General features: G+C 45.0%; 20 protein-coding genes. 15 read left to right on the forward strand and 5 right to left on the reverse strand.

The window, feature by feature from the left end; genetic code table 11:
* Positions 1–52: 52 nt before the first annotated feature.
* The 3 genes from AB6E54_RS14280 to AB6E54_RS14295 form a co-directional block, all read right to left on the reverse strand.
* On the reverse strand, positions 53–931 hold the full coding sequence (locus AB6E54_RS14280) for a U32 family peptidase (protein WP_017059237.1): 879 nt from the start codon (positions 929–931) through the stop codon (positions 53–55).
* Positions 932–949: 18 nt separating this feature from the next.
* The gene (locus tag AB6E54_RS14285) at positions 950–1,963 is read right to left on the reverse strand and encodes a peptidase U32 family protein (protein ID WP_017068227.1); all 1,014 of its coding nucleotides are present in this window, start codon (positions 1,961–1,963) and stop codon (positions 950–952) included.
* A gap of 168 nt (positions 1,964–2,131) precedes the next feature.
* Positions 2,132–4,171: a bifunctional diguanylate cyclase/phosphodiesterase gene (locus AB6E54_RS14295; protein ID WP_017068226.1), complete on the reverse strand. Its 2,040-nt coding sequence runs from the start codon at positions 4,169–4,171 to the stop codon at positions 2,132–2,134.
* A gap of 258 nt (positions 4,172–4,429) precedes the next feature.
* Here AB6E54_RS14295 and AB6E54_RS14300 point away from each other — a divergent pair, with 258 nt between their 5' ends.
* From AB6E54_RS14300 to deoD, 12 genes are all read left to right on the forward strand, one after another.
* The gene (locus AB6E54_RS14300) at positions 4,430–4,957 is read left to right on the forward strand and encodes an SCP2 domain-containing protein (protein ID WP_029235120.1); all 528 of its coding nucleotides are present in this window, start codon (positions 4,430–4,432) and stop codon (positions 4,955–4,957) included.
* Complete coding sequence (locus AB6E54_RS14305; protein WP_017063279.1) at positions 4,941–5,444, forward strand: GNAT family N-acetyltransferase; 504 nt, start codon at positions 4,941–4,943, stop codon at positions 5,442–5,444. Before AB6E54_RS14300 ends, AB6E54_RS14305 begins: the two co-directional genes overlap by 17 nt.
* A gap of 198 nt (positions 5,445–5,642) precedes the next feature.
* Positions 5,643–6,041 (forward strand): DNA polymerase III subunit psi, encoded by a 399-nt coding sequence (locus AB6E54_RS14310; protein WP_017063280.1) that lies wholly within the window; start codon positions 5,643–5,645, stop codon positions 6,039–6,041.
* The gene (gene rimI / locus AB6E54_RS14315) at positions 6,034–6,489 is read left to right on the forward strand and encodes a ribosomal protein S18-alanine N-acetyltransferase (RefSeq protein ID WP_017063281.1); all 456 of its coding nucleotides are present in this window, start codon (positions 6,034–6,036) and stop codon (positions 6,487–6,489) included. Before AB6E54_RS14310 ends, rimI begins: the two co-directional genes overlap by 8 nt.
* 172 nt (positions 6,490–6,661) lie before the next feature.
* Entirely contained in the window at positions 6,662–8,242 is a 1,581-nt protein-coding gene (prfC, locus tag AB6E54_RS14320; protein ID WP_017063282.1) for a peptide chain release factor 3, read from the forward strand.
* A gap of 105 nt (positions 8,243–8,347) precedes the next feature.
* A complete protein-coding gene (locus tag AB6E54_RS14325; protein ID WP_157938685.1) occupies positions 8,348–8,503 on the forward strand; it encodes a DUF5363 family protein in 156 nt (51 codons plus the stop codon).
* Entirely contained in the window at positions 8,484–9,296 is an 813-nt protein-coding gene (locus AB6E54_RS14330) for a TatD family hydrolase (RefSeq protein ID WP_372106451.1), read from the forward strand. Before AB6E54_RS14325 ends, AB6E54_RS14330 begins: the two co-directional genes overlap by 20 nt.
* Before the next feature lie 204 nt (positions 9,297–9,500).
* Entirely contained in the window at positions 9,501–10,763 is a 1,263-nt protein-coding gene (locus AB6E54_RS14335) for a NupC/NupG family nucleoside CNT transporter (RefSeq protein WP_017058833.1), read from the forward strand.
* 520 nt (positions 10,764–11,283) lie between these two features.
* Entirely contained in the window at positions 11,284–12,060 is a 777-nt protein-coding gene (gene deoC / locus AB6E54_RS14340) for a deoxyribose-phosphate aldolase (RefSeq protein ID WP_010436196.1), read from the forward strand.
* A gap of 223 nt (positions 12,061–12,283) precedes the next feature.
* Positions 12,284–13,612 (forward strand): thymidine phosphorylase, encoded by a 1,329-nt coding sequence (gene deoA / locus AB6E54_RS14345; RefSeq protein ID WP_372106449.1) that lies wholly within the window; start codon positions 12,284–12,286, stop codon positions 13,610–13,612.
* A 76-nt stretch (positions 13,613–13,688) separates the two neighbouring features.
* On the forward strand, positions 13,689–14,909 hold the full coding sequence (locus AB6E54_RS14350) for a phosphopentomutase (RefSeq protein WP_372106448.1): 1,221 nt from the start codon (positions 13,689–13,691) through the stop codon (positions 14,907–14,909).
* Between the two features lie 65 nt (positions 14,910–14,974).
* Positions 14,975–15,694: a purine-nucleoside phosphorylase gene (gene deoD, locus AB6E54_RS14355; protein WP_017063285.1), complete on the forward strand. Its 720-nt coding sequence runs from the start codon at positions 14,975–14,977 to the stop codon at positions 15,692–15,694.
* Positions 15,695–15,821: 127 nt separating this feature from the next.
* Here deoD and AB6E54_RS14360 read toward each other — a convergent pair whose 3' ends face one another.
* On the reverse strand, positions 15,822–16,433 hold the full coding sequence (locus AB6E54_RS14360) for a YtjB family periplasmic protein (RefSeq protein ID WP_372106446.1): 612 nt from the start codon (positions 16,431–16,433) through the stop codon (positions 15,822–15,824).
* A 109-nt stretch (positions 16,434–16,542) separates the two neighbouring features.
* On the opposite strand from AB6E54_RS14360, the gene serB reads away from it, so the two are divergent.
* Positions 16,543–17,523 (forward strand): phosphoserine phosphatase, encoded by a 981-nt coding sequence (gene serB, locus AB6E54_RS14365; RefSeq protein ID WP_017058828.1) that lies wholly within the window; start codon positions 16,543–16,545, stop codon positions 17,521–17,523.
* A 122-nt stretch (positions 17,524–17,645) separates the two neighbouring features.
* On the opposite strand, the gene AB6E54_RS14370 is transcribed toward serB, so the two are convergent.
* On the reverse strand, positions 17,646–19,991 hold the full coding sequence (locus AB6E54_RS14370; protein ID WP_017058827.1) for a PilZ domain-containing protein: 2,346 nt from the start codon (positions 19,989–19,991) through the stop codon (positions 17,646–17,648).
* Between the two features lie 161 nt (positions 19,992–20,152).
* Here AB6E54_RS14370 and radA point away from each other — a divergent pair, with 161 nt between their 5' ends.
* On the forward strand, positions 20,153–21,532 hold the full coding sequence (radA, locus tag AB6E54_RS14375) for a DNA repair protein RadA (protein ID WP_017058826.1): 1,380 nt from the start codon (positions 20,153–20,155) through the stop codon (positions 21,530–21,532).
* 234 nt (positions 21,533–21,766) lie between these two features.
* Positions 21,767–23,854 carry an elongation factor G gene (gene fusA / locus AB6E54_RS14380; RefSeq protein WP_123301053.1) on the forward strand — a complete coding sequence of 696 codons (2,088 nt, stop codon included), beginning with the start codon at positions 21,767–21,769 and terminating at the stop codon, positions 23,852–23,854.
* Positions 23,855–23,984 lie beyond the last annotated feature (130 nt).

Genomic DNA, 23,984 nt, shown 5'->3' on the forward strand with positions numbered 1-23,984 from the left:
GCGAACGCTAGACCTTTTTTGTATCTGTTGCTGGTTAGTCCAATGCGAGGAACTAGATGTTCTTAACGTCTAAACCTGCAAGCTGATGCCAGTAACCATTACATTGGCGGCTTTCAATCTTCATCGGTTTTTGACCTTGCTCGTTCGCTCTGAAGTTATTGATTTCAGAGAAGGTATCGATGCCGAGTGGGCTTAAACGAACCACATCAACCAAGTCGTGCATATTTGGCAAATCGTTGACTAGGTTGTAGCAGTAGCCTGATTGCGTCTGAATACCGTTAAGGTTGAAGACTGATTGGCCTTCTTGGCTTTCTACTTGTAGCCCTGTTGGGTACTTGATACAGCAGGTTTCGCAATCGTCTTTAGCTTTGTTTTCAGCGCGAGCGGTAAAGCAGCGTGCTGAGTAAGCAAGCGGTAGGTAGCCGTGGCTAAACACTTCAACTTCGAACTTGTTACGAATATTTAGCTCTTCGCACTGGGTCATTACGTTGCTTAGCCATTCGCGAGAAAGCTCAACCGGCATACACCAACGCGTCATACCTTGTTTCAAGAACAGGTTCAGGGTGCGTGCGTTGTAGGTGTTTACTGCCGGGCCAACCACGAAAGGTACTTTGCTTTCGCTGGCCAGTTGAATAGCAGACACATCATTGGCTTCGATCGCAAAGTCACCGTTATCGATGTACTTCTTCATGATGTTGACTTCGCTTGGTGCTTCTAGCAATGCCATGGTGGAAAGTACGACTTGCTTACCTGAAGCCGACAGCTCTTTAGCAATGTCCATCCAGTGTTTCGCTTTCATCTCACGACGCTTTGAACACACCGCTTCACCTAGGTAGATGATATCGGCAGAGCTTGATTTCGCTTGCTCATAGAAGCTTTCAACGTCTTGTTTTGGCCAAAAATAAAGTAGAGGGCCTAATGCGTATTTCATTGAGTTCTCCATTTGGCTCTATTGCCATTTACGGTGATAAGCGCCAAGCGTGGTTTGTGTACCTTCAGATACATTCGCCAGTGTCGCATTCCAAGCTTGTTCCACTTGGTATTGTTCTGGGTTCGCTAAGTAGCGATCGATAGCTGCGCGCCAAGTGCGAGTGACTTGTTCAACATAAGCCGGGCTGCGTTGGCGACCTTCAATCTTCACTGAGGCAACGTTTGCCGCGAAAAGCTCAGGCAACATGGATAGCGTGTTGAGGCTGGTGGGCTCTTCAAGTGCGTGATAGCGCTTACGTTCACCATCGATCTCGGCTTCAAAGCGGCCTTTACACAGCGTTGGGTAACCTGCGTTCTCACCTGCTTCATACTTATCGATAAGGATTTCGTTCAAGCGAGACTCGAGGCCAGTTTCTGTTTCTTGCCAGCGAACGTATTTTGCGGGAGAACAAGCACCAACAGTATTTGGTGATTCGCCTGTCATGTATGAAGAGAGGTAGCAACGACCTTCTGCCATGATGCACAAACTACCGAAAGCGAATACTTCAAGGTCAACGTCAGAAGTGATATTACGAGAAAGCTGTTTGACCTGATGAATCGACAACACACGCGGCAGTACGACACGCTTAACGTTGAAGTTTTTATGGTAGAAGTCGATAGCCGCCGCATTGGTCGCAGATGCTTGCACTGATAGGTGCAGTTCTAGATCTGGATACTTATTTGCTGCGTACTCAAGCACCGCGATGTCTGCGATGATCAGCGCATCAACACCCAGAGCAGCGGCGTTGTCTACGGCATTAGTCCAACGGTCGAAGCCATTTGGGTGAGCAAACGTATTTAGGGCAACATGAATTTTCTTGTTGTGGTCATGCACATACTGCACAGCACGATCGAGCTTTTTACCCGCAAAGTTTAGGCCTGCAAAGTGTCGGGCATTGGTATCGTCTTTGAATCCGATATAGACAGCATCCGCACCACAATCAATAGCGGTTTTCAAAGCAGGTAAGTTACCCGCTGGGCATAAGAGTTCCATTTGCTCACTACCAGTAGAATTAAGTTGAAGCGAGCATTTTATGAAGAATTGTGAATGACGGAATTGATGTAAGGCAGGTTTAGATGGATAAATCTGCTTTTACTCCGTTTGAGGTACTGACGAGTGACCGTTTTACATGTTGGCTTGGTTTAAATATGAGGTACTTGATTAGTTCTTATGACGGCGGTTTTGGGCAAACAACTCTTCGACATCTTGTTTTGGTTGCGGACGGTAGAAGTGGAAGCCTTGAATCGAACTACAGTTGAGGTTCGATAGCAGAGTTGCTTGCTCACTGGTTTCGACACCTTCAGCAACCACGGTCAAATCGAGAGATTTACCTAGGTTGATGATGTTTTCAATTACGGTGATTTGCTTTGGTAGGGTATCGATATCAGAGATGAAAGCACGGTCTATCTTAAGCTCATCAATTGGGAAGCGAGCAAGGTAAGACAGTGAAGAGTAACCTGTACCAAAATCATCAATGGAGAGAGCAAAGCCAAGTTTCTTGATGGCGTTAAGCATTTGGAGTGTGTGTTCACTATCACTCATCACCGCACTTTCCGTTAGCTCGAACGTAATCGCACTTGGATCAAGCTCGGTCGAACGCAGTAGCTTTTCCATGTAATCAATCAGTTTCGGGTTACCAAACTGTTCTGGTGAAAGGTTGATAGCCACTCGACCTGGAAGGATACCTTGCATCTTCCAGCGCTTAACCGTAGCAAATACTTCACGCATTACCACTCGGCCAAGTTGTTCAATAAGCCCTGCTCGTTCCGCCACAGGAATGAACGCGGCCGGACTGATATAACCTTCGACAGGATGCTTCCAACGTACCAGAGCTTCAGCGCCGTTGATGGTGAAATCACGGGCATTCACTTTCGGTTGATACCAAACCTCAAGTCCATTTTGTTGCAGTGCTTTTTGGAGCTCTATCTCAAGCCACAGTCGCATACGCGCTTCTTTATTCATCTGTTCGTTGAACTTGATCAGACGATTACGACCACGATCTTTCGCTTCATACATTGCTGTGTCTGCATTTTGCAGCAAGATACGAGCATCAGTACCATCTTGAGGAAAGCTCACACTACCAATAGAGCAGGCTAAGCGCTTGCTAAAGTGGTGAAGATCGAAGGGTTGATTGATCAGGGAAATGATCTTTTCAGCGAGCATTTCAGGTGTTCGCTGATGTTCAGGTTCTGGAAGGATAATACCAAACTCATCCCCGCCTAAATGTCCAATCACGGCCTTACGAGGCAGTAAGCGTTTAAGACGCGAAGCGACCTCTTTAATCACCTTGTCACCGATGTGATGACCAAGTGAGTCATTGATATTTTTAAAGTTATCAATGTCTAAGTAGAGCATCACCACCGGCGTATCGTTGTGAATGAACTGCTCAAGACGCTTAGTAAACCCAACTCGATTGTAGAGTTTGGTCAGTGCATCTATGTAGGCATCTTCACTGTTTGCTGGTGTGTATTGTTTTGCGGTTTCTTGTGCGTCTTGGATAAGCACCAACTGAGTGTTGCTTCCAAGAACAGTGGTGGAGTCGATGTTGAGCTGAACCTTACGTTCAAAGCCGCATCGTGCACCCGTTAAGCAAACCAAACCAGACTCAGAAATAATAGAGCTGAGGTTATTATTGAAGACTGTTTTGGTTTGTTCATCGATAAATAGGCGTCCCAACTCTTCACCAATTAACTCTGTGGTTGAGTTAAAGCCAAGCAAGCGCGCTGCTGCTGGGTTAGATGACAAGATGTAGTCACTTTCAACGAGCAGTAATCCATCTGGAAGTAGTTGAGATAGTTTGTGGAATTTGGCTTCGGATTCTTCTAAAGAACGGACAAGTACTTGGTTTTCTGATGTGTCGAAGGCGTGAAAGACGATGTAGTCGGTTTTGTTGCCATTGGTAAGCGGAGATAGGCTGAAATGAAGGCTGGTATCGAGGTCTGTTTCGTTGAGGGTGACTTCGGCCTCAATCGTTTCGCCACTGAATGCACGCTCATAGTAAGGCTTGAGATGTTGGTAGAACTGTTCGCCCAATGTTTGGCGATCATTCATGCCTGCAAGCTCTGTTTGACTCAAACCAGCAATATCGCAGTAACGCTCATTCACCATAAAATAGTTATGTTGAGCATCAAGTACTGCAAAAAAGAACGGACTATTTGCAGTTAGCTGGGTAAACCAATGTTGTAGTTGTTGGGGAGGCATCAAAGTACTACCAATTCTCCAAGAGCTTGAATATTCACTATCGATAAATATTTATTACTTTTTGTGTGGCTATCGATATTTACCTGTGAGTGCAGCGATCCGCTGTAATTCTCATTACCTGAGTTACTATAACTGTGATTTTCAGGATATTAAAGGTCGAGTATCAAACAGAAGTTAATTTGATACATAACAGTAACTGAGATCTCAACATCATCTATGATGCATTCCATATTATTGACAAAGTTACGGATAAGTCACGTGATAAACAAGATTCGCACTCAACTAGTTCAAAATGCCGCATCAATTTTGCGATCTCCAGTCCAGTTATTGCCTAAAACAGTACAAAAAAGAGCCTTATTGGAGGCGCTTAAGAATGTATTCAAGGAAGCTTTAGAGGACGGTGACTTTGAGTTTTTAGAAGACAAATGGCTGAAAGTCTCAATAAAAGACATGGGGTTAAGTTGGTGTATTAGCTACAAAAATGAGCAACTGGTTGTAGCTGATAAAGAGGTGGTTGAAGATGTAAGCTTTAGCGGCAATCTTAACGATCTTGTGTTGATTGCGGGGCGTAAAGAAGACCCAGATACGCTTTTCTTCCAACGTAGACTGTCTATTGAAGGCGATACCGAGCTCGGTTTAGAAGTTAAAAACTTGATGGATAGCGTAGATTTGGACTTATTGCCGACTCCTATGAAAACTTTGTTAAATCAATTAGCTGATTTTGTGCAGAAGGGAGTACAATCCCCAGATACACAAAGTGAGGTAATGAATGCTTATTCGAACTGAAGCACCGGCAGATATACTTGTCATTGATCGTTTATTGAAATCTGTTTTTGAAACAGATGCAGAAGCTAACTTGGTTATGAGCTTGCGTGAGAATAGCCATTTAACGCTATCGCTGGTGGCTTGTTCTGATGAAGGCGAGGTGGTTGGTCACCTGATGTTTAGCCCTATCACTCTTGATGGCGACGATCATAACTGGCAAGGGCTTGCGCCTCTCGCTGTGAAAGAAGAGTTCCGCAACCAAGGCATTGCCAAATCTCTAGTTGAAGATGCGTTTTCCACTTTGGTTGATTTTGGTTACCCAGCTTGCGTTGTGTTGGGTGACCCTGCTTATTACAGCCGCTTTGGTTTCAAGGCTGCGAGCGAGTTTGGCCTGAGTTGTGTTTGGGATGTGCCTGAAGGTGCTTTCCAAGCGATTGAATTGGTAAACGGTGCGTTTGCTGGACATGCTGGTGAGATTGCTTACAGCCCCGAGTTCAACGACTTATAAGCTGATTTATCACGCAACAAGATACAAACTGATTTAGTCTAAATAAAGGAGCTTGATGCTCCTTTATTTTTTGTTAGTATCAGCCCTGCTCTAATAAGCGCTCTTTCAATAGAGGCAGCTTTCACAAAACTAGTTCTAACAAACTTCTGGCTCCAATAAACTTTGGCTCCAATAAACTTAAGGTTACTACCGCTAGATATGTCACAAACACACGCGCAATACCTACATGAGATGGGCATTAGCCAATGGGAACTAAGTCACCCAGAGCGTTTAGCAGGTTATGAATCTGAATTGACTCCGCTCTCGAGCGATTGCAAGTTACTGTTGGTTTCGCCTGAAAAACCTCAGGAAGATCTCGCCGTGATGTTTGAGCGAGTACTCAAAAGTATCAAGCTCGACTTATCTCAGGCTTTACACCTTCAACCGCAACACTTGTCTACTGTGGATTTAGGTTCGGTTGAGTGGATATGGTTTGCTGGTTGTGAGTCGGCTCAAGAGCTGAAGGCTAAAACACTTCAATCGCCATTACTGTCTGACATTAACGGTAACAACCAACACCGCCGCGACTTATGGCAACAAATTTGTGCTTATGACTAATCAATTTTTACCGACTTCACAACAACACCTAGACGCCATTTGGAAGATAGAGCAGGCCGCGCATTCTCACCCTTGGTCTGAAAATATGATCCGAGATCTTGATAGCCGAGGCGCTTGTCATCATGTCCTTGAGGTTGATGGACAAGTGGTGGGCTATTTCTTCGCGCAAAACATCGTTGGCGAAGTCACATTGCTTAATATCGCGGTAGACCCAAGCCAGCAAGGCAAAGGGTATGGAAAAGCGTTAACGGAACATTTCCTTGATATGTGTGAGCAAGCTGACGCTGAAAGCGCTTGGCTGGAAGTTCGCGAAAGTAATGTGAACGCGTTTAATCTTTACGAAAAGGCAGGCTTCAACGAAGTTGATCGCCGTCGTAATTACTATCCAACTAAACAAGGCAACGAAGATGCCATCATTATGAGCTATCTTTTTATGTCTTTTAGCTAGTCATGTTACGTCTTTTCGCTAACTAGATAGCTAATCACAAAATTAGCCAAAAAATAGGGTGTAAACTGACCCTTTAGAAAGTGATACGCTTTCTGTATAATCCGCACACAGAATTCAAGGGCAAGTATTATCTACTTGCCCTTTTTACGCTTTAGATCAGCAAAGGGCGACTATGTCTTTCCAACAAGAAGTGAGCAAACGTAGAACGTTTGCGATTATCTCTCACCCGGATGCGGGTAAAACCACGATTACTGAAAAAGTTCTTTTATTCGGAAACGCGATTCAAAAAGCGGGTACCGTAAAAGGCCGTGGCTCTAACCAGCACGCTAAATCTGACTGGATGGAGATGGAAAAAGAACGTGGTATCTCGGTAACTACGTCGGTAATGCAATTCCCATACAATGATTGCCTAGTAAACCTACTCGATACTCCAGGACACGAAGATTTCTCGGAAGATACGTACCGTACGCTAACAGCGGTTGATTCTTGTTTGATGGTTATCGATGCTGCTAAAGGTGTCGAAGACCGTACTCGTAAGCTGATGGAAGTAACACGTCTTCGTGATACTCCAATCGTAACGTTTATGAACAAACTTGACCGTGATGTTCGTGACCCGATGGAAGTGCTTGATGAAGTGGAAAGCGAGCTAGGTATGGCCTGTGCTCCGATCTCATGGCCAATCGGTTGTGGTAAAGAGTTTAAAGGTGTTTACCATATTCACCGTGACGAAACGATCTTGTACGAATCTGGCCACGGTCATGAGATTCAAGAAGTTCGCATCATTAAAGGTTTGGACAACCCTGAGCTAGATGAAGCGGTAGGTGCTGATCTTGCGGAAAGCGTACGTGAAGAACTAGAGCTTGTTATTGGTGCTTGTCCGGAGTTTGATCACGAACTGTTCCTTGCTGGTGAGCTAACGCCGGTTTACTTCGGTACTGCATTGGGTAACTTTGGTGTGGACCACATGCTTGATGGTCTAACGAAGTGGGCTCCTGCACCTCAAACGCGCCAAGCGAATGAGCGTGATGTAGAAGCGACAGAAGAGAAATTCTCTGGTTTCGTGTTTAAGATCCAAGCAAACATGGATCCAAAACACCGTGACCGTATCGCATTCATGCGTATCGTATCAGGTACTTACGACCAAGGCATGAAGATGAACCATGTTCGTACTGGTAAGAACGTAAGTATTTCGGATGCGGTAACCTTCATGGCGGGCGACCGTGCGCGTGCTGAAAAAGCATACGCGGGTGATATTATCGGTCTACATAACCACGGTACTATCCAGATTGGTGATACCTTTACTCAAGGTGAGAGCCTTAAGTTCGCTGGTATTCCTAACTTCGCACCTGAGCTATTCCGTCGTATCCGTCTACGCGATCCACTGAAGCAGAAGCAACTTCTAAAAGGATTAGTTCAGCTTTCAGAAGAGGGCGCAGTACAAGTATTCCGTCCTATGCAGAACAACGACCTGATCGTTGGTGCGGTTGGTGTCCTTCAGTTCGACGTGGTTGTAGCGCGCTTGAAAGCGGAATACAACGTAGAAGCTATCTACGAAGGTGTTAACGTTGCAACAGCTCGTTGGGTTGAATGTGATGACGCTAAGAAACTAGAAGAATTCAAACGTAAGAACCAATCTAACCTAGCGCTAGATGGCGGTGACAACCTGTCTTACATCGCACCAACTATGGTGAACTTGAACCTAGCTTCTGAACGTTTCCCTGAAGTTCAATTCCGAGCGACGCGCGAGCACTAATTTCTCAGCGATCTATTAGAGTTAAACAAAAACGTCTATTGTTCTGCAATAGGCGTTTTTTAATGCGTTTTATTTGAGGTTTAAAGGCTGAGGTTAGAGGCAGTTATGTTGGGTTGGATAAAAACTTGGGTTAAAAGATACGATAAGTGGTGTGAAGAGCTTGGGTTAACGCCTGAGAACAAGCGCAGTTGTGTTGCTTATCGCCGTGATCCTCAAGGGAAACAAACAGAGAGTAGGGAAGATGACACAGCAAATAAGTGACTTTCCGCTGTTTGATACTCATTGCCACGCGGATTTTGAGGCGTTTGAGCAAGGTTTTACACCTGAACAAAGTATTGATGGCTATCTTAAAGAAGCAAAGCAAGCTCAAGTCGAGAAGTTAATCATCCCTTCTATTGGCCAAAGTAACTGGAGGAAGCTCGATGAAATCGCTCAATCTCACCCCAATGTTTACTACGCATTAGGCTTTCATCCTTACTTTTTAGAGCAAGCGGATGAGATGCAATTTGAAGAACTTCACCAATTACTCGCTTCAAAAAACAGCCAATGTGTCGCGATAGGTGAGTGCGGGCTCGACTTTTTTGTGGACGTTGAACGAGAGAAACAAGAGCGCTTTTTCATCCAACAAATGGAGCTTGCGAAGGAGTTTGACCTGCCTTTAATCATCCATGAGAGGAAGTCTTACAACCGACTTATCGAGCTAATAAAGCAGCATAAGTTCACCTTAGGTGGTGTGATTCACGGTTTTTCTGGGAGTGAACAGCAAGCTTTGGCGTGGATCAAGCTCGGTTTCTATATTGGCGTCGGTGGAACGATAACTTACCCAAGAGCGCAAAAAACACGCACAACCATCGCAAAATTGCCCCTTGAATGTCTGGTATTGGAAACGGATGCTCCGGACATGCCCATGTATGGAAACCAAGGAAATGTTAATCATTCCAAATATTTAGTTACGATCTTAAATGAACTTTTTTTGCTTAGAAAAGAGCCAAAGCAATCGATTGCAGCGCAAATTTGGCAAAATAGCCATCGCGCATTCGGTATATGTGAATAAAATCGAAGGTTTTTGTTTATCGTTTGCGTAAATTGCACTGAGCTTGTGATTTGGGTCACATTTGTGTGTGAATGGTACATGAATCTTCTACGAAAGTGTGAGGACGGCATTACTTTATTAGTGGTCGCATGAGTATAATTGCCTCCGCTTTATAGCCCCATTTTGTAACACGCCAATAAATAACTAATAAGGAAGTCATAAACTATGAGCCTGTTTATGAGCCTAGTCGGAATGGTTGCACTGATCGCAATCGCAGTACTACTATCTGACAACCGCAAAGCTATTAATCTAAGAACAGTGGGTGGCGCTTTCGCTATCCAATTCGCACTTGGTGCATTCGTACTTTACATCCCTTGGGGTCGTGATCTACTTGCAGGTTTCTCTGCTGGTGTAGCAAACGTGATCGACTACGGTAAAGACGGTACTGGTTTCCTATTCGGCAGCCTAGTTAACTTCTCAGTTGACGGTATCGGTTTCATCTTTGCTTTCCAAGTACTACCAACTCTGATTTTCTTCTCTGCACTTATCTCTGTACTTTACTACATTGGTGTTATGCAAATTGTAATCAAAGTTCTTGGTGGTGGTCTTCAGAAAGCTCTAGGTACTTCTCGCGCCGAGTCTATGTCTGCAGCAGCAAACATCTTCGTTGGTCAAACTGAAGCACCTCTAGTTGTTCGTCCATTTGTTCCTAAAATGACTAACTCTGAACTATTCGCAGTAATGTGTGGTGGTTTGGCTTCTGTAGCTGGTGGTGTACTAGCAGGTTACGCATCTATGGGTGTACCTCTAGAGTACCTAGTTGCAGCGTCATTCATGGCAGCACCTGGTGGTCTACTATTCGCTAAAATCATCAAGCCTGAAACAGATACGCCAGACGACAACATCGCTGACGAAATGGACGGTGGCGATGACAAACCAGCTAACGTTATCGACGCAGCAGCAGGTGGCGCATCAGTTGGTCTACAACTAGCACTTAACGTTGGTGCAATGCTACTAGCATTCATCGGTCTAATTGCTCTAATCAACGGTATCCTAGGTGGCATCGGTGGTTGGTTCGGTATGGAAAACCTAACTCTAGAACTTCTTCTAGGTTGGATCTTCGCACCGCTAGCATTCATCATTGGTGTTCCATGGGAAGAAGCAACTATCGCTGGTTCTTTCATTGGTCAGAAGACAGTTGTTAACGAATTCGTTGCATACCTAAACTTCGTACCATACGTTGGTGAAAACGCTCAAGTTGTTGCAGCAACTGGTCAAGTGATGTCTGAGAAGACTCAAGCTATCATCGCATTCGCACTATGTGGTTTCGCAAACCTTTCTTCAATTGCGATTCTTCTAGGTGGTCTAGGTGGTATTGCACCAAGCCGTCGCCACGACATCGCACGTATGGGTGTTAAAGCGGTAATTGCTGGTACTCTATCTAACCTGATGGCAGCAACAATTGCTGGCTTCTTCCTGTCTTTCTAATTAGTTAGAAATCGATATATAGACGCCATAATAATATCGCCCCGTAGCAAGAAATTGCTGCGGGGCTTTTTTGTTTTTAGGCCTACCGTTTTTAGTATATGCACGCGCTTATGCTTAGATTCGATGTAGGGTCTAGAATGTTTTTTTGAGATACAAACCGTTTGCGTTCTAAGGAGCACTACAATTTATTGATGGATACCTATAATGTATAAGCTAAAGGGATAGGATGTCTCTGTTGGCAAGAAAGTAACCTCGAAATCAACTCGAACGTTATTCTTCTGGGATTAAGCCAAAATTAGCGATACGCTATAGATGTTAGACACAACATGACTGATTTGTTGTGCCATAGACCAAACTGGTACTGTGCGGTGACAAGGATTGCAATTGGTAGCGAAAGTTATCAAGTCTTCAGGGAACCAAGTCCGTTCATTTGTGGCTACTGAGCATTACTAAAATATCCATCTATACTGGATGGAGGGCGAAGTAGTTAACTATTTGAATATATTGATCGGAGATAGAAATGAGCGATTTAAAAGCAGCAGCTCTACGTGCACTTAAACTTATGGACCTAACTACGCTAAATGACGACGATACTACTGAAAAAGTAGTGGCGCTTTGTCATGACGCGAAGACTGCAGTAGGCAACACCGCTGCAATCTGTATTTACCCTCGCTTTATCCCAGCAGCTAAGAAAGCGTTGCGTGAGCAAGGTACTCCAGAAGTACGCATTGCGACTGTAACTAACTTCCCTCATGGTAATGACGACATCGAAATTGCTGTTGCAGAAACAAAAGCAGCGGTAGCGTACGGCGCAGACGAAGTTGACGTAGTATTCCCATACCGTGCTCTTATTGCTGGCAACGAAGAAGTTGGCTTTGAGCTAGTTAAACAGTGTAAAGCAGCTTGTGGTGACATCACGCTTAAAGTGATCATCGAAACAGGTGAACTGAAAGAAGAAGCACTAATCAAGAAAGCTTCTCAAATCTGTATCGAAGCAGGTGCAGACTTCATCAAAACTTCAACAGGTAAAGTGCCAGTAAACGCGACTCCAGAGTACGCGCGCATGATGCTTGAAGTTATTCGTGACATGGGTGTTGCTAAAACAGTTGGTTTCAAACCAGCTGGTGGCGTACGTACTGCTGAAGATGCAGCACTATACCTAGCAATGGCTGATGAGCTACTAGGCGCTGAGTGGGCAGACAACATGCACTACCGTTTTGGTGCTTCAAGCCTACTAACTAACCTTCTTAATACATTAGAAGTGACAGACCAGACTGCTGATCCAGCAGCATACTAATTTACTCGTCATATTTGACACCGCAGCGTTGTTGACTGCGTAAGTTCCTCCTAATCACATAGAGCCTCTATGCTCATAGGAATGAACTCACTGGTCGCCTAACTGCAACGCCAAATATTTAGAGTATTGAACATAATAAGTCTGTTTGATGGAGTGGCGTCAAGCCACTCCATATTACCTCTTTTCCCTACAAACCATACTCACTAGAGTTTGGGAGGCACTAATGTATCTACCTCAAGAAATTATCCGCAGAAAACGTGACGGTGAAGTCCTAACAGCTGAAGAAATTAACTTCTTCATTCAAGGTGTTGCTAAAAACACGGTTTCTGAAGGCCAAATTGCCGCATTCGCAATGGCTATCTTTTTTAATGAAATGACGATGCCAGAACGTATCGCACTAACGTGTGCAATGCGTGATTCAGGTATGGTGATTGACTGGAGCCACATGAACTTTGATGGCCCAATCGTTGATAAACACTCTACTGGTGGTGTTGGTGACGTAACTTCTCTGATGCTTGGCCCTATGGTGGCAGCATGTGGTGGTTTCGTTCCAATGATCTCTGGTCGTGGTTTAGGCCACACTGGCGGTACGCTAGACAAGCTAGAATCTATCCCGGGTTACAACATTACACCAACCAACGAAGTGTTCGGTGAAGTAACGAAAGATGCTGGTGTGGCTATCATCGGTCAAACAGGCGATCTAGCGCCTGCTGACAAGCGTGTTTACGCGACTCGTGATATCACAGCAACCGTAGATAACATCTCGCTAATTACGGCTTCAATCCTATCTAAGAAACTGGCTGCTGGCCTTGATTCTCTAGTGATGGATGTAAAAGTAGGTTCAGGCGCATTCATGCCGACTTACGAAGCGTCAGAAGAGCTAGCGAAATCTATCGTTGCAGTAGCAAATGGTGCAGGTACTAAAACAACAGCAATCCTAACGGACATGAACCAAGTTCTAGCTTCTTCAGCGGGTAACGCAGTAGAGGTTCGTGAAGCGGTTCAATTCTTAACGGGTGAATACCGTAACCCACGTTTGCTAGAAATTACGATGGCATCGTGTGCTGAAATGCTGGTGTTGGGTAACCTTGCAAAAGATTCAGACGAAGCGCGCGAAAAACTGATGACAGTACTGGATAACGGTAAAGCAGCAGAGTGCTTCGGTAAGATGGTAGCGGGCCTTGGCGGTCCAGCTGATTTCGTAACGAACTACGATAACTACCTAGAAAAAGCAGAAATTATTAAACCAGTGTACGCGCTAGAAAGCGGTGTGGTATCAGCAATGGATACTCGTGCAATTGGTATGGCTGTGGTTGGTATGGGCGGCGGTCGTCGCGTAGCAACTGACAGCATTGATTACGCAGTCGGTTTTGATCACTTCATTCGTCTTGGCGAAGTAGCAAGTGAAGATAAACCATTAGCAATGATTCATGCTCGCAACGAACAACAGTGGCAAGAAGCTGCAACAGCATTACAAAATGCAATCACTGTGGGCGGAGAATATACAGCAACGCCAGACGTTTACCGTCAGATTCGTTCTGAAGACGTGTAAATAACAGGTATCGGCATACCTCGTGTATGCCGATAAACAGAGTTCTGGTGCAAAGAGCAATAAGTTGGTGAAGAAAATGAAAAGAGCATTTATTTTAGTTTTAGATTCATTCGGTATCGGTGAAACAGCGGATGCAGACAAATTTGGTGATGTAGGTTCTGACACTATGGGCCACATCGCAGATCATTGTGACCAAGGTCTTGCAGACAATGCAGATCGTAAAGGTTCACTGACATTGCCAAACCTGTCTAAGCTAGGTCTAGCGATGGCTCACAAAGAGTCTACAGGTCGCTTTGCTCCTGGTATGGATGCAGACGCTGAGATCATTGGCGCTTACGGTCACGCTGCTGAGCTGTCTTCTGGTAAAGACACGCCATCAGGTCACTGGGAAATTGCGGGTGTTCCTGTACTGTTTGACTGGGGCTACTTCACCGACAAAGAGAACAGCTTTCCAAAAGAACTGACTGACCGCATCCTTGAGCGTGCAGGCCTGTCTGGTTTCTTAGGTAACTGCCACTCATCTGGCACGGAAATCCTAGATAACCTAGGTGAAGAGCATATGAAGACTGGCTTGCCTATCTTCTATACTTCTGCAGATTCTGTTTTCCAGATCGCTTGTCACGAAGAGACATTCGGCCTGCAAAACCTATTAGACCTTTGTCAGATTGCTCGTGAAGAGCTAGAAGACTACAACATTGGTCGTGTTATCGCTCGTCCGTTCATTGGCCCAGGTAAAGGTCAATTCGAACGTACTGGTAACCGTCGTGATCTTTCTGTTGAGCCACCTGCAGCCACCATTCTTCAGAAGTTGGTTGATGAGAAGGGCGGTAACGTTCACTCAATCGGCAAGATCTCTGATATCTACGCGGGTTGTGGCATCACTCAGAAAACCAAAGCAACAGGTATTCCTGCGCTATTTGAAGCAACCAAAGAAGCGATCAATGAAGCAGGCGACAACACTATCGTGTTCACTAACTTCGTTGATTTCGACTCAGCTTACGGCCACCGCCGTGATGTTGCTGGTTATGCAGTGGCACTTGAGTACTTCGATGGTCGCATCAATGAAATCATCGATATGATGAAAGAAGATGATGTGCTTATCCTAACGGCTGACCACGGTTGTGATCCGACATGGCCAGGTACAGACCATACTCGTGAGCACATCCCTGTGATTGTTTACGGTCAGAAGGTTCCAGCCGGTTCTTTAGGCCGTCGCGATACGTTCGCTGATATCGGTCAAAGCTTAGCGTCATACTTTGGTACATCGCCAATGGGACACGGTACAAGCTTTCTATAATAGTTAACGAAGAGAGAGGGAAACCTCTCTCTTCTTTTTTTGTTTTGAGATTAAGGATATTTTCAATGGCTACTCCACATATTAATGCTGAAATGGGTGATTTCGCTGACGTAGTTTTAATGCCAGGTGACCCGCTACGTGCTAAATACATCGCTGAAACCTTCTTAGAAGAAGTGGTTCAAGTGTGCGACGTTCGCAACATGTTTGGTTACACCGGTACTTACAAAGGTCGTAAGGTTTCGGTAATGGGACACGGTATGGGCATTCCATCTTGTTCTATTTACGCGACTGAGCTTATCAAAGACTTTGGTGTGAAGAAGATCATTCGTGTGGGCAGTTGTGGTGCAGTGAGCGAAGATATCAAAGTGCGTGATGTGGTGATCGGCATGGGCGCATGTACTGACTCTAAAGTGAACCGTATTCGCTTTAAAGATCATGACTTTGCGGCGATTGCGGATTACAAAATGGTGCGCGCGGCAGAAGATGCAGCCAAAGCTCTCGGTGTCGGCGTAAAAGTCGGTAACCTGTTCTCGGCTGAGCTGTTCTACACGCCAGATCCAGAGATGTTCGAAGTAATGGACAAATACGGCATTGTTGGCGTAGAGATGGAAGCGGCTGGCATCTATGGTGTGTGTGCTGAATACGGCGCAAAAGCTCTAACGATCTGTACTGTTTCTGACCACATCAAGACTGGTGAGCAAACGACATCAGATGAACGTCAAACGACTTTCAACGACATGATGGTTATCGCACTAGACTCAGTGTTGCTTGGTGACCAAGAATAATCTTGATTTGTCTTAGCTTGATAAGTTAACAGATAACAAAAAGCCCCGTTGCTGCCTGAGCGTCGGGGCTTTTTATTGGATTGCTGTACTTATTCTGAGTCTAGTATTTATTGTCAGCCTAGTGTGTTTATGAGCTTACATTTTTCAATAGTAAGTTCTCACCAGACTTAGTTGGTCTTCTGCGAATCAGCATGATGAACAACACGCCACTCACAAACCCCATCAACACCATACCGATCATGTAGTGATCACTTTTGCGGTAGTGGTGATCAGAAATCGCCGTCATCTTACCGGTTTCAAAAGTCACTCGAATAAAGCCGATGATCGTTTTCTCTGGAGAATAAATAGGTTCAACTAACTGTTGTCTGCCGATACTTGCTGTTGAAAGTGGCGTATCTAAGCCAAGAACCTCACGTACCGAGAGGGCTTTTTCGCTCGAAGCCAGTCGAATACCCTCTGCATCATAGATGGTGGTATCGAACACCAGTCGGTCTTGAGATAGCTGGTTAGTCAGATCAAGCAATCGCTCTTGGTCTTGTTGCGTGATCATCTTGCTGGCTGAAAGTGATGCCTGAGAGATAAGCAGCTTGGTAAGAGTTTCCAACTGTTTTGCTTGGATCTTCTCGTTACCTTTACTGATCACGACCGTATTTTTAATCGTTACAACGAACATGGTAGCCAACAAAATGAGGGCTAGCATTCGTAAAGCGTTACGTATTGAGAACAATGATTCATTCATGTTTCACGAAGCCTGAAATAAACAAATGTTATGATTAAGACATATTGAGACTTGCGTTTTCAAATTGCAATAGGTTAACGTTTAGCATAGTTAATTAGGAATCATACACATGGACGCTCAGAAATATCTGCCGATAAAAAGGCATACGACATTATTAACTCGACTCCCCGAGACTCGTTTCGCTTCTCAACTCGCTAAATCCAAGGCCAATTGGATTGTGTTTGGTGAGTACCTATCTCCACAATCTTTCGATGACATCGACTTTTTCACTGGCACTTACAACACCATCCTCGATACGTGGAAGGTTGGGCATTATGAAGTGGCTTTGATGTCAGGCAATCTAACGCCAGCACACGAAGAAATCCTCCAAGCGCTAAAGCTTGATTATGCTTGCCTTAGCGAGGTACCAGACTTATCTAAGCCAGGTTTGATCGTGATGGATATGGATTCCACAGCGATTCAAATTGAATGCATCGATGAGATTGCCAAGCTAGCTGGAGTGGGAGAGTTAGTCTCTGAAATCACAGAACGAGCAATGCAAGGCGAGCTCGACTTTGAACAGAGCCTACGCCAGCGAGTAGGAGCACTGAAAGGTGCGGATGAATCGATATTAGAGCAAGTGCGTCAGTCATTGCCATTCATGCCAGACTTGGTCGGGCTGGTGAATACTCTAAATAAGCTTGGCTGGAAAACGGCGATTGCATCAGGCGGTTTTACTTACTTCTCTGACTACCTGAAAGATACCCTTGATCTAGACCATGCTCAATCAAACACGCTTGAGATCGTCAACGGTAAGTTGACGGGTGAAGTCTTAGGCGATGTTGTTTCGGCGCAGACCAAAGCGGATATCTTGGTAGAGTTGGCTGAAGAGTACGAATTGGAACTACATAATACCGTTGCCGTTGGTGATGGTGCCAATGACTTGGTGATGATGGGCTCTGCAGGTTTAGGCATTGCCTACCACGCAAAACCAAAAGTAGAGCAGCAAGCTCAAACTGCTGTTCGTTACGCAGGTTTAGGCGGTGTGCTGTGTATCTTGTCGGGTGTATTGGCTAAGCAACAGAAGATCAGCTGGCAAGCGAAACCTTAGGGGCTCTACCTAAGTGCTATTGGCTATGTATCTTATTTAGCAATAGTGGCTCAGACACAAAAAAAGCAGGCTATCAGCCTGCTTTTTCAATTTTCATGCTTAAGTTAATACGCCACTCGAGGCTAGCGTGTTAGCTCCAATCGAATCAGCACTTCATCGGTAATGTCCTCTATCTCGCCATAACCGATAAACGCCGTCACCTCATTCTCTAGCTTCTTAGCTTGATGCATACTGATGCGTGAAAGCTCTTCTAAATCCGACTGGAATAAACTCGTTAGCGGATTAAAGATAGGTGCCGTGGTGACTCGCAATACATACACATCACCTAAGTGCTGCGCTTTCTTGATGAATAAGATGCGTTCCTTTGCTGAGGCGAAGTCTTTGACCAACTTGGTGTGTACCGACTGGATTTTGTCGCCAAACTTCACTGCAGCAATGTACACGTCATGATGCTTAGGCTCCGCACCTTCAATTCTTTTTAGTGGCTCAGCCAACAGTGAGTTGGTGTGACCCTTGAAGATTGGCTCGAGTGAGAACTTTTGATTATGGCCAAGCTTAGCAAGTAACGTTAGATGCTTATTCAGTGGGAAATTCACACCAATGATCTTACAGCGCAGCGTTGAACTTGGCTTATCAATGAATATTGGGTTACTGACCATCTTGCTCAACAAAATGTTGTGCAGTGATTCGAGTAGCGAATGTGTTGGCAGTATCTCTTGCTTCTTAATCAGCTTACTTTGGTTTTGATCGATAAGCCCATTAAGGAAAGCGATGGTACGCATTGTCTTGGCGTTCTCGGCAATAACCAACTGCACGTTGCGACCATTCGGACTCACTCGAATTACGTGGTAAGGCACTGTGCTCAGTGGCAGGTTCTTGTCATAGAGCTGCAGTTCATTGAAGTTCACTAATACCGGATCATTAATCTTGAGTACCATTGGGTGTTCAAGGCTAATGCTCAGTCCACGCTTCGAAATATCTAAGGTGTGTCCGTTCGCCGCTGTGCCATCTTGTGATGTAAGTTGCAACGGTGACTTAAATTGGTATCTCGGCTCTTTACGACGAGTCTGAGAGTCAAAGTAGATGCTTTGAATATTGCCGACGACAGTACGCGGGTGACGGAAGCGGTTCAATTCACTGCTTGGAATGCGTGGCTTTTCACTCAGAAGATAGTCCGCCGCACTTTCGTGATCGCCAATCTCTTGCAAGATTCCGCAATGCGTCAGTTGAGCTGAGCTTTGAGCCAGCGTATCCGAGTGTTTAGCTAATGCTTGTCGCTCAGTGTCTGAAAGTTCGAAAACCGAGAACTTGAACGCCTTCCAACTTTTACGTTTGCCACCGATGTGCCAGAACAGCTGTCTTTGTTCACGAGAGGCTTCAGGCAGCATCATTGAATAGAACAAGGTCTTGTTTTGGTGTTCATGGGTAAAAGAGTAGATAACGTTACTGGTTCCCTTCACTCCTGGTTTCGCCAACAGGTTCATACGTTGCTCGTTGAACAGGGTACCCAGCGCTTGTTGATTTCGTTCGTCGTGCCAATATTGCCATAATGGATGGTTGTTATCCGTCAGTAGGGCAAGCTTTAGTTCGCTGCCGCTGAAAAACAGGGGTAGGTTACAAGTATGCTTTAGATAGGTATGTTCGATTCCTCGAGTACGAGTTCGAATAATCCTATCTTGATTCTCATGGCTGGTTTTCTTACTGGTGCTATTTAAAGACTCATCGAGTAAGCGAGCCACAATATTGTTGTCGCTTACCTTGATGGTTCTTAGAAATTTGACCGCGTTGTTCTCATAAGATTCGTCGATACCCAAAACACGAAATTCAACCGCTTGGTTAACATCGTTTTCTTGGGACTTTTCGATAAGCTCTGAGAACTTAACGCTGATGATCTCGCCGAGGTTGTATCGAAAGGCGCTCGGTACTTTGAACTTTGCACCCGACGGGGAGATATCAACCGTTACACCATGTAGGCTTTGCCCTTTCGATGTGGTGATCTCGACCTGCGAGCTAATCTTGAGTCTGTTCTCTTGGCGTTTTAAGTCGTAACCTAGGTTAATAGCTTCCGCTTCGTACGGGCTATTGGCGCTAGTAATGTCGTGGTTACCTTGAGAAGATGTTTTAACAACGCTCAGAGGCTGAGTTCGCGGAGTCATTACTAACTCCCATGCGCCTTCTGTGTAACCTTTAAACTTTTTCGTACCACGTTGATATGCGTTTAAAGCGATATCATCGAGCCAGTGCTTACGGCCATCGAGAGTGAACTGACGACACTCATTATCAATACGCCCGCGTAAATCAATGCTCTTTGTACACGGAGCCATGATACGATTCAGTTCCATTTTAACGAGCAGTTTTAGAGACGGAGATTCGCCTTCTGTCATTTGAGAAAGAAGGAATTCGAAATCTTCGGCGTGGTAGGCCGGGATAAGACGTTCTGCTACAGATAGAATTTCAGATTGCTGCATACTTTTCTTGTTAGAATGGACGGTGCATTTATGTTATCGACTAGTTTAAATCGATCTTTAAGTATAAGTGGTATGACTGCAACGTTTATTTTCACCCGTACGGTCAAATAAGTCACAAATTGACAACATCATTGTGTAACTGAGTAAATTATTGAGGTTTTATGGCTAAGGCAAAACGAGCTTATGTGTGTAATGACTGTGGTGCTGACTTTCCACGTTGGCAGGGGCAGTGCAACGCATGTGGTGCTTGGAACACGATTACAGAAGTTAGGTTAGCCGCTTCACCTCAAGTAGCGCGCAATGAAAGATTATCTGGTTATGCAGGTGCAGTAACAGAATCGAGCGTTCAGACATTATCTGAAATTAATCTACAAGAAGTACCACGCTTTAGTAGTGGCTTTAAAGAGCTAGACCGCGTACTTGGTGGTGGTGTCGTACCGGGTGCTGCGATCCTGATTGGTGGTAACCCGGGTGCCGGTAAATCAACGCTGCTATTACAAACCATGTGTCAGCTTTCTTCTCAATTACCGACTCTCTATGTAACCGGGGAAGAATCTCTGCAACAAGTCGCGATGCGTGCGTCTCGACTTGGATTGCCAAAAGAGCACCTAAAGATGCTCTCAGAAACGAACGTGGATAAGATTTGTCAGGTTGCAGAAAAAGAACAACCTAAGATCATGGTTATCGACTCGATCCAAGTTATGCACGTTGCGGATGTTCAATCTTCTCCGGGCAGTGTTGCACAGGTTCGTGAATCGGCAACCGCATTAACGCGCTACGCAAAACAGAATAACGTTGCTGTGTTCTTAGTTGGACACGTAACTAAAGACGGCACCTTAGCAGGGCCAAAAGTACTTGAGCACATTATTGACTGTTCTGTTTTATTAGATGGCGGAACCGATAGCCGTTTTAGAACGCTACGCAGCCACAAAAACCGTTTTGGTGCAGTGAATGAACTGGGTGTGTTTGCGATGACAGGGCAAGGGCTAAAAGAAGTCAGCAACCCATCCGCTATCTTCTTGTCTCGTGGTGAAGAAGAAACCTCGGGCAGTTCTGTCATGGTGGTGTGGGAAGGGACGCGTCCACTTCTTGTCGAAATCCAAGCGCTGGTGGATTATTCACAGCTGGCTAACCCACGTCGCGTCGCTGTCGGCCTAGAGCAAAACAGGCTTTCTTTGTTATTAGCGGTGCTGCATAAACACGGCGGCTTACAAATGGCTGACCAAGATGTGTTTGTGAATGTCGTCGGTGGTGTTAAAGTAACCGAAACCAGTGCTGATCTTGCGTTGGTGATGGCTCTACTTTCTAGTTTCAGAGACCGCGCATTACCAAAAGATGTGGTGGTATTTGGAGAAGTAGGCCTAGCGGGTGAGATTCGACCTGTACCGAGCGGACAAGAGCGTTTAAATGAAGCATTTAAACACGGCTTTAAGAAAGCGATTGTACCGGCGGCTAACATGCCTAAAGGTGGCATTCCAGGAATGCAGATCCACGGTGTGAAAAAATTATCGGAAGCAATTAATGCTTTTGATGAGTTGTAATTGAACTCACTTCAGCTACTCTATACAGCAGCAATTCAGCCTAACCTTAACGCCGATTAGGCTTTAGGTTAGCACTATAATTAACAATCATTTAGATTGTTACTACTGAGTGCCTTTTTCTATATGTTAGAAAAAGGCAAAGTTTTTTAGTCCCAAATGCATGCAAAGCTATCAGTCTTCACAGATTGTGATATACTCTGCGCGCATTTTATATCCTATTAACAGAGTAAGACAATGGCAGATTTATCGAAATACAGAAACATTGGTATTTTCGCGCACGTTGATGCGGGTAAAACAACTACCACTGAGCGTATCCTTAAGCTAACTGGTCAAATCCACAAGACTGGTGAAGTACATGATGGCGAATCAACGACTGACTTCATGGAACAGGAAGCTGAGCGCGGTATTACTATCCAATCAGCAGCTGTAAGCTGTTTTTGGAACGATCACCGTCTAAACGTTATCGATACTCCTGGACACGTTGACTTCACAGTTGAAGTATACCGTTCTCTTAAAGTTCTTGATGGCGGTATCGGTGTATTCTGTGGTTCTGGTGGTGTTGAACCTCAATCAGAAACTAACTGGCGCTACGCTAACGAATCAGAAGTATCTCGTCTGATCTTCGTTAACAAACTAGACCGTATGGGTGCAGACTTCTACAACGTTGTTGACCAAGTTAAAAACGTTCTAGGTGCAACTCCTCTAGTAATGGTTCTACCAATCGGCCGTGAAGACGAGTTCGTTGGTGTTGTAGACCTACTAAGCCGTAAAGCATACGTTTGGGATGACACTGGTCTTCCTGAAAACTACGAAATCACAGATGTTCCTGCGGACATGGTTGATGACGTTGAGCAATACCGTGAAGAGCTAATCGAAACTGCTGTAGAGCAAGACGATGACCTAATGGAAGCTTACATGGAAGGTGAAGAGCCTTCTATTGAAGACGTTAAGCGTTGTATCCGTAAAGGTACTCGTGATATCGCATTCTTCCCAACGTTCTGTGGTTCTGCGTTCAAGAACAAAGGTATGCAACTTATCCTTGATGCTGTAGTAGATTACCTACCAGCACCAACTGAAGTTGATCCTCAACCTCTAATGGATGAGAACGGCGAAGAAACTGGCGAACACGCTATCGTTTCTACAGATGAAACTTTCAAAGCGCTTGCATTCAAAATCATGGATGACCGCTTCGGTGCTCTAACTTTCGTTCGTATTTACTCTGGTAAACTGAACAAAGGTGACACGATTCTTAACTCATTCACTGGCAAGACAGAACGTGTTGGCCGTATGGTTGAGATGCAAGCTGATGACCGTAACGAACTAACTAGCGCACAAGCTGGTGACATCATTGCGATCGTTGGTATGAAGAACGTGCAAACTGGTCACACTCTATGTGATCCTAAGCACCAAGTAACGCTTGAGCCAATGGTATTCCCAACTCCAGTAATCTCAATCGCTGTATCTCCAAAAGATAAAGGCGGTTCTGAGAAAATGGGTATCGCGATCGGTAAAATGGTTGCAGAAGATCCATCTTTCCAAGTTGAGACTGACGAAGAGACTGGCGAAACTATCCTGAAAGGTATGGGTGAACTTCACCTAGACATCAAGGTAGATATCCTTAAGCGTACATACGGCGTTGACCTAACTGTAGGTGCTCCTCAAGTTGCTTACCGTGAAACTATCACTCAAGCAATTGAAGATAGCTACACGCACAAGAAGCAATCTGGTGGTTCTGGTCAATTCGGTAAGATCGATTACCGTATCAAACCAGGCGAAGCAGGTTCTGGCTTCAAGTTCAACTCTGTAGTTGTGGGCGGTAACGTTCCTAAAGAATTCTGGCCTGCAGTTGAGAAAGGCTTCGCATCTATGATGGAAAACGGCGTACTAGCTGGCTTCCCAACTCTAGACGTTGAAGTTGAACTTTTCGATGGTGGTTTCCACGCAGTCGATTCATCTGCTATCGCATTTGAAATCGCAGCGAAAGGCGCATTCCGTCAATCTATGCCTAAAGCTGGCGCGCAACTTCTTGAGCCAATCATGAACGTTGACGTGTTCACTCCAGACGATCACGTTGGTGATGTTATCGGTGACCTTAACCGTCGTCGTGGCATGATCAAAGATCAACAAGCTGGCGTTACTGGTGTTCGTATTAAAGCTGACGTACCTCTTTCTGAGATGTTCGGCTACATCGGTCACCTACGTACTATCACTTCTGGTCGTGGCCAATTCTCTATGGAATTCGCACAATACGCACCATGTCCAACTAACGTTGCTGACGAAGTGATTGCAAAAGTTAAAGCAGAAAAAGAAGCTGGTAAGTAATTAGCCCTTTTCTCAATTAGCTAAAAAAGCCCCGCAAGTGAAAGCTTGCGGGGCTTTTTATTGCTTGTAACATACTGCGAGATGCGAGATGCGAGATGCGAGATGCGAGATGCGAGATGCGAGATGCGAG

Source organism: Vibrio sp. 10N.247.311.49, assembly GCF_041467655.1.
GTDB lineage: Bacteria > Pseudomonadota > Gammaproteobacteria > Enterobacterales > Vibrionaceae > Vibrio > Vibrio crassostreae_C.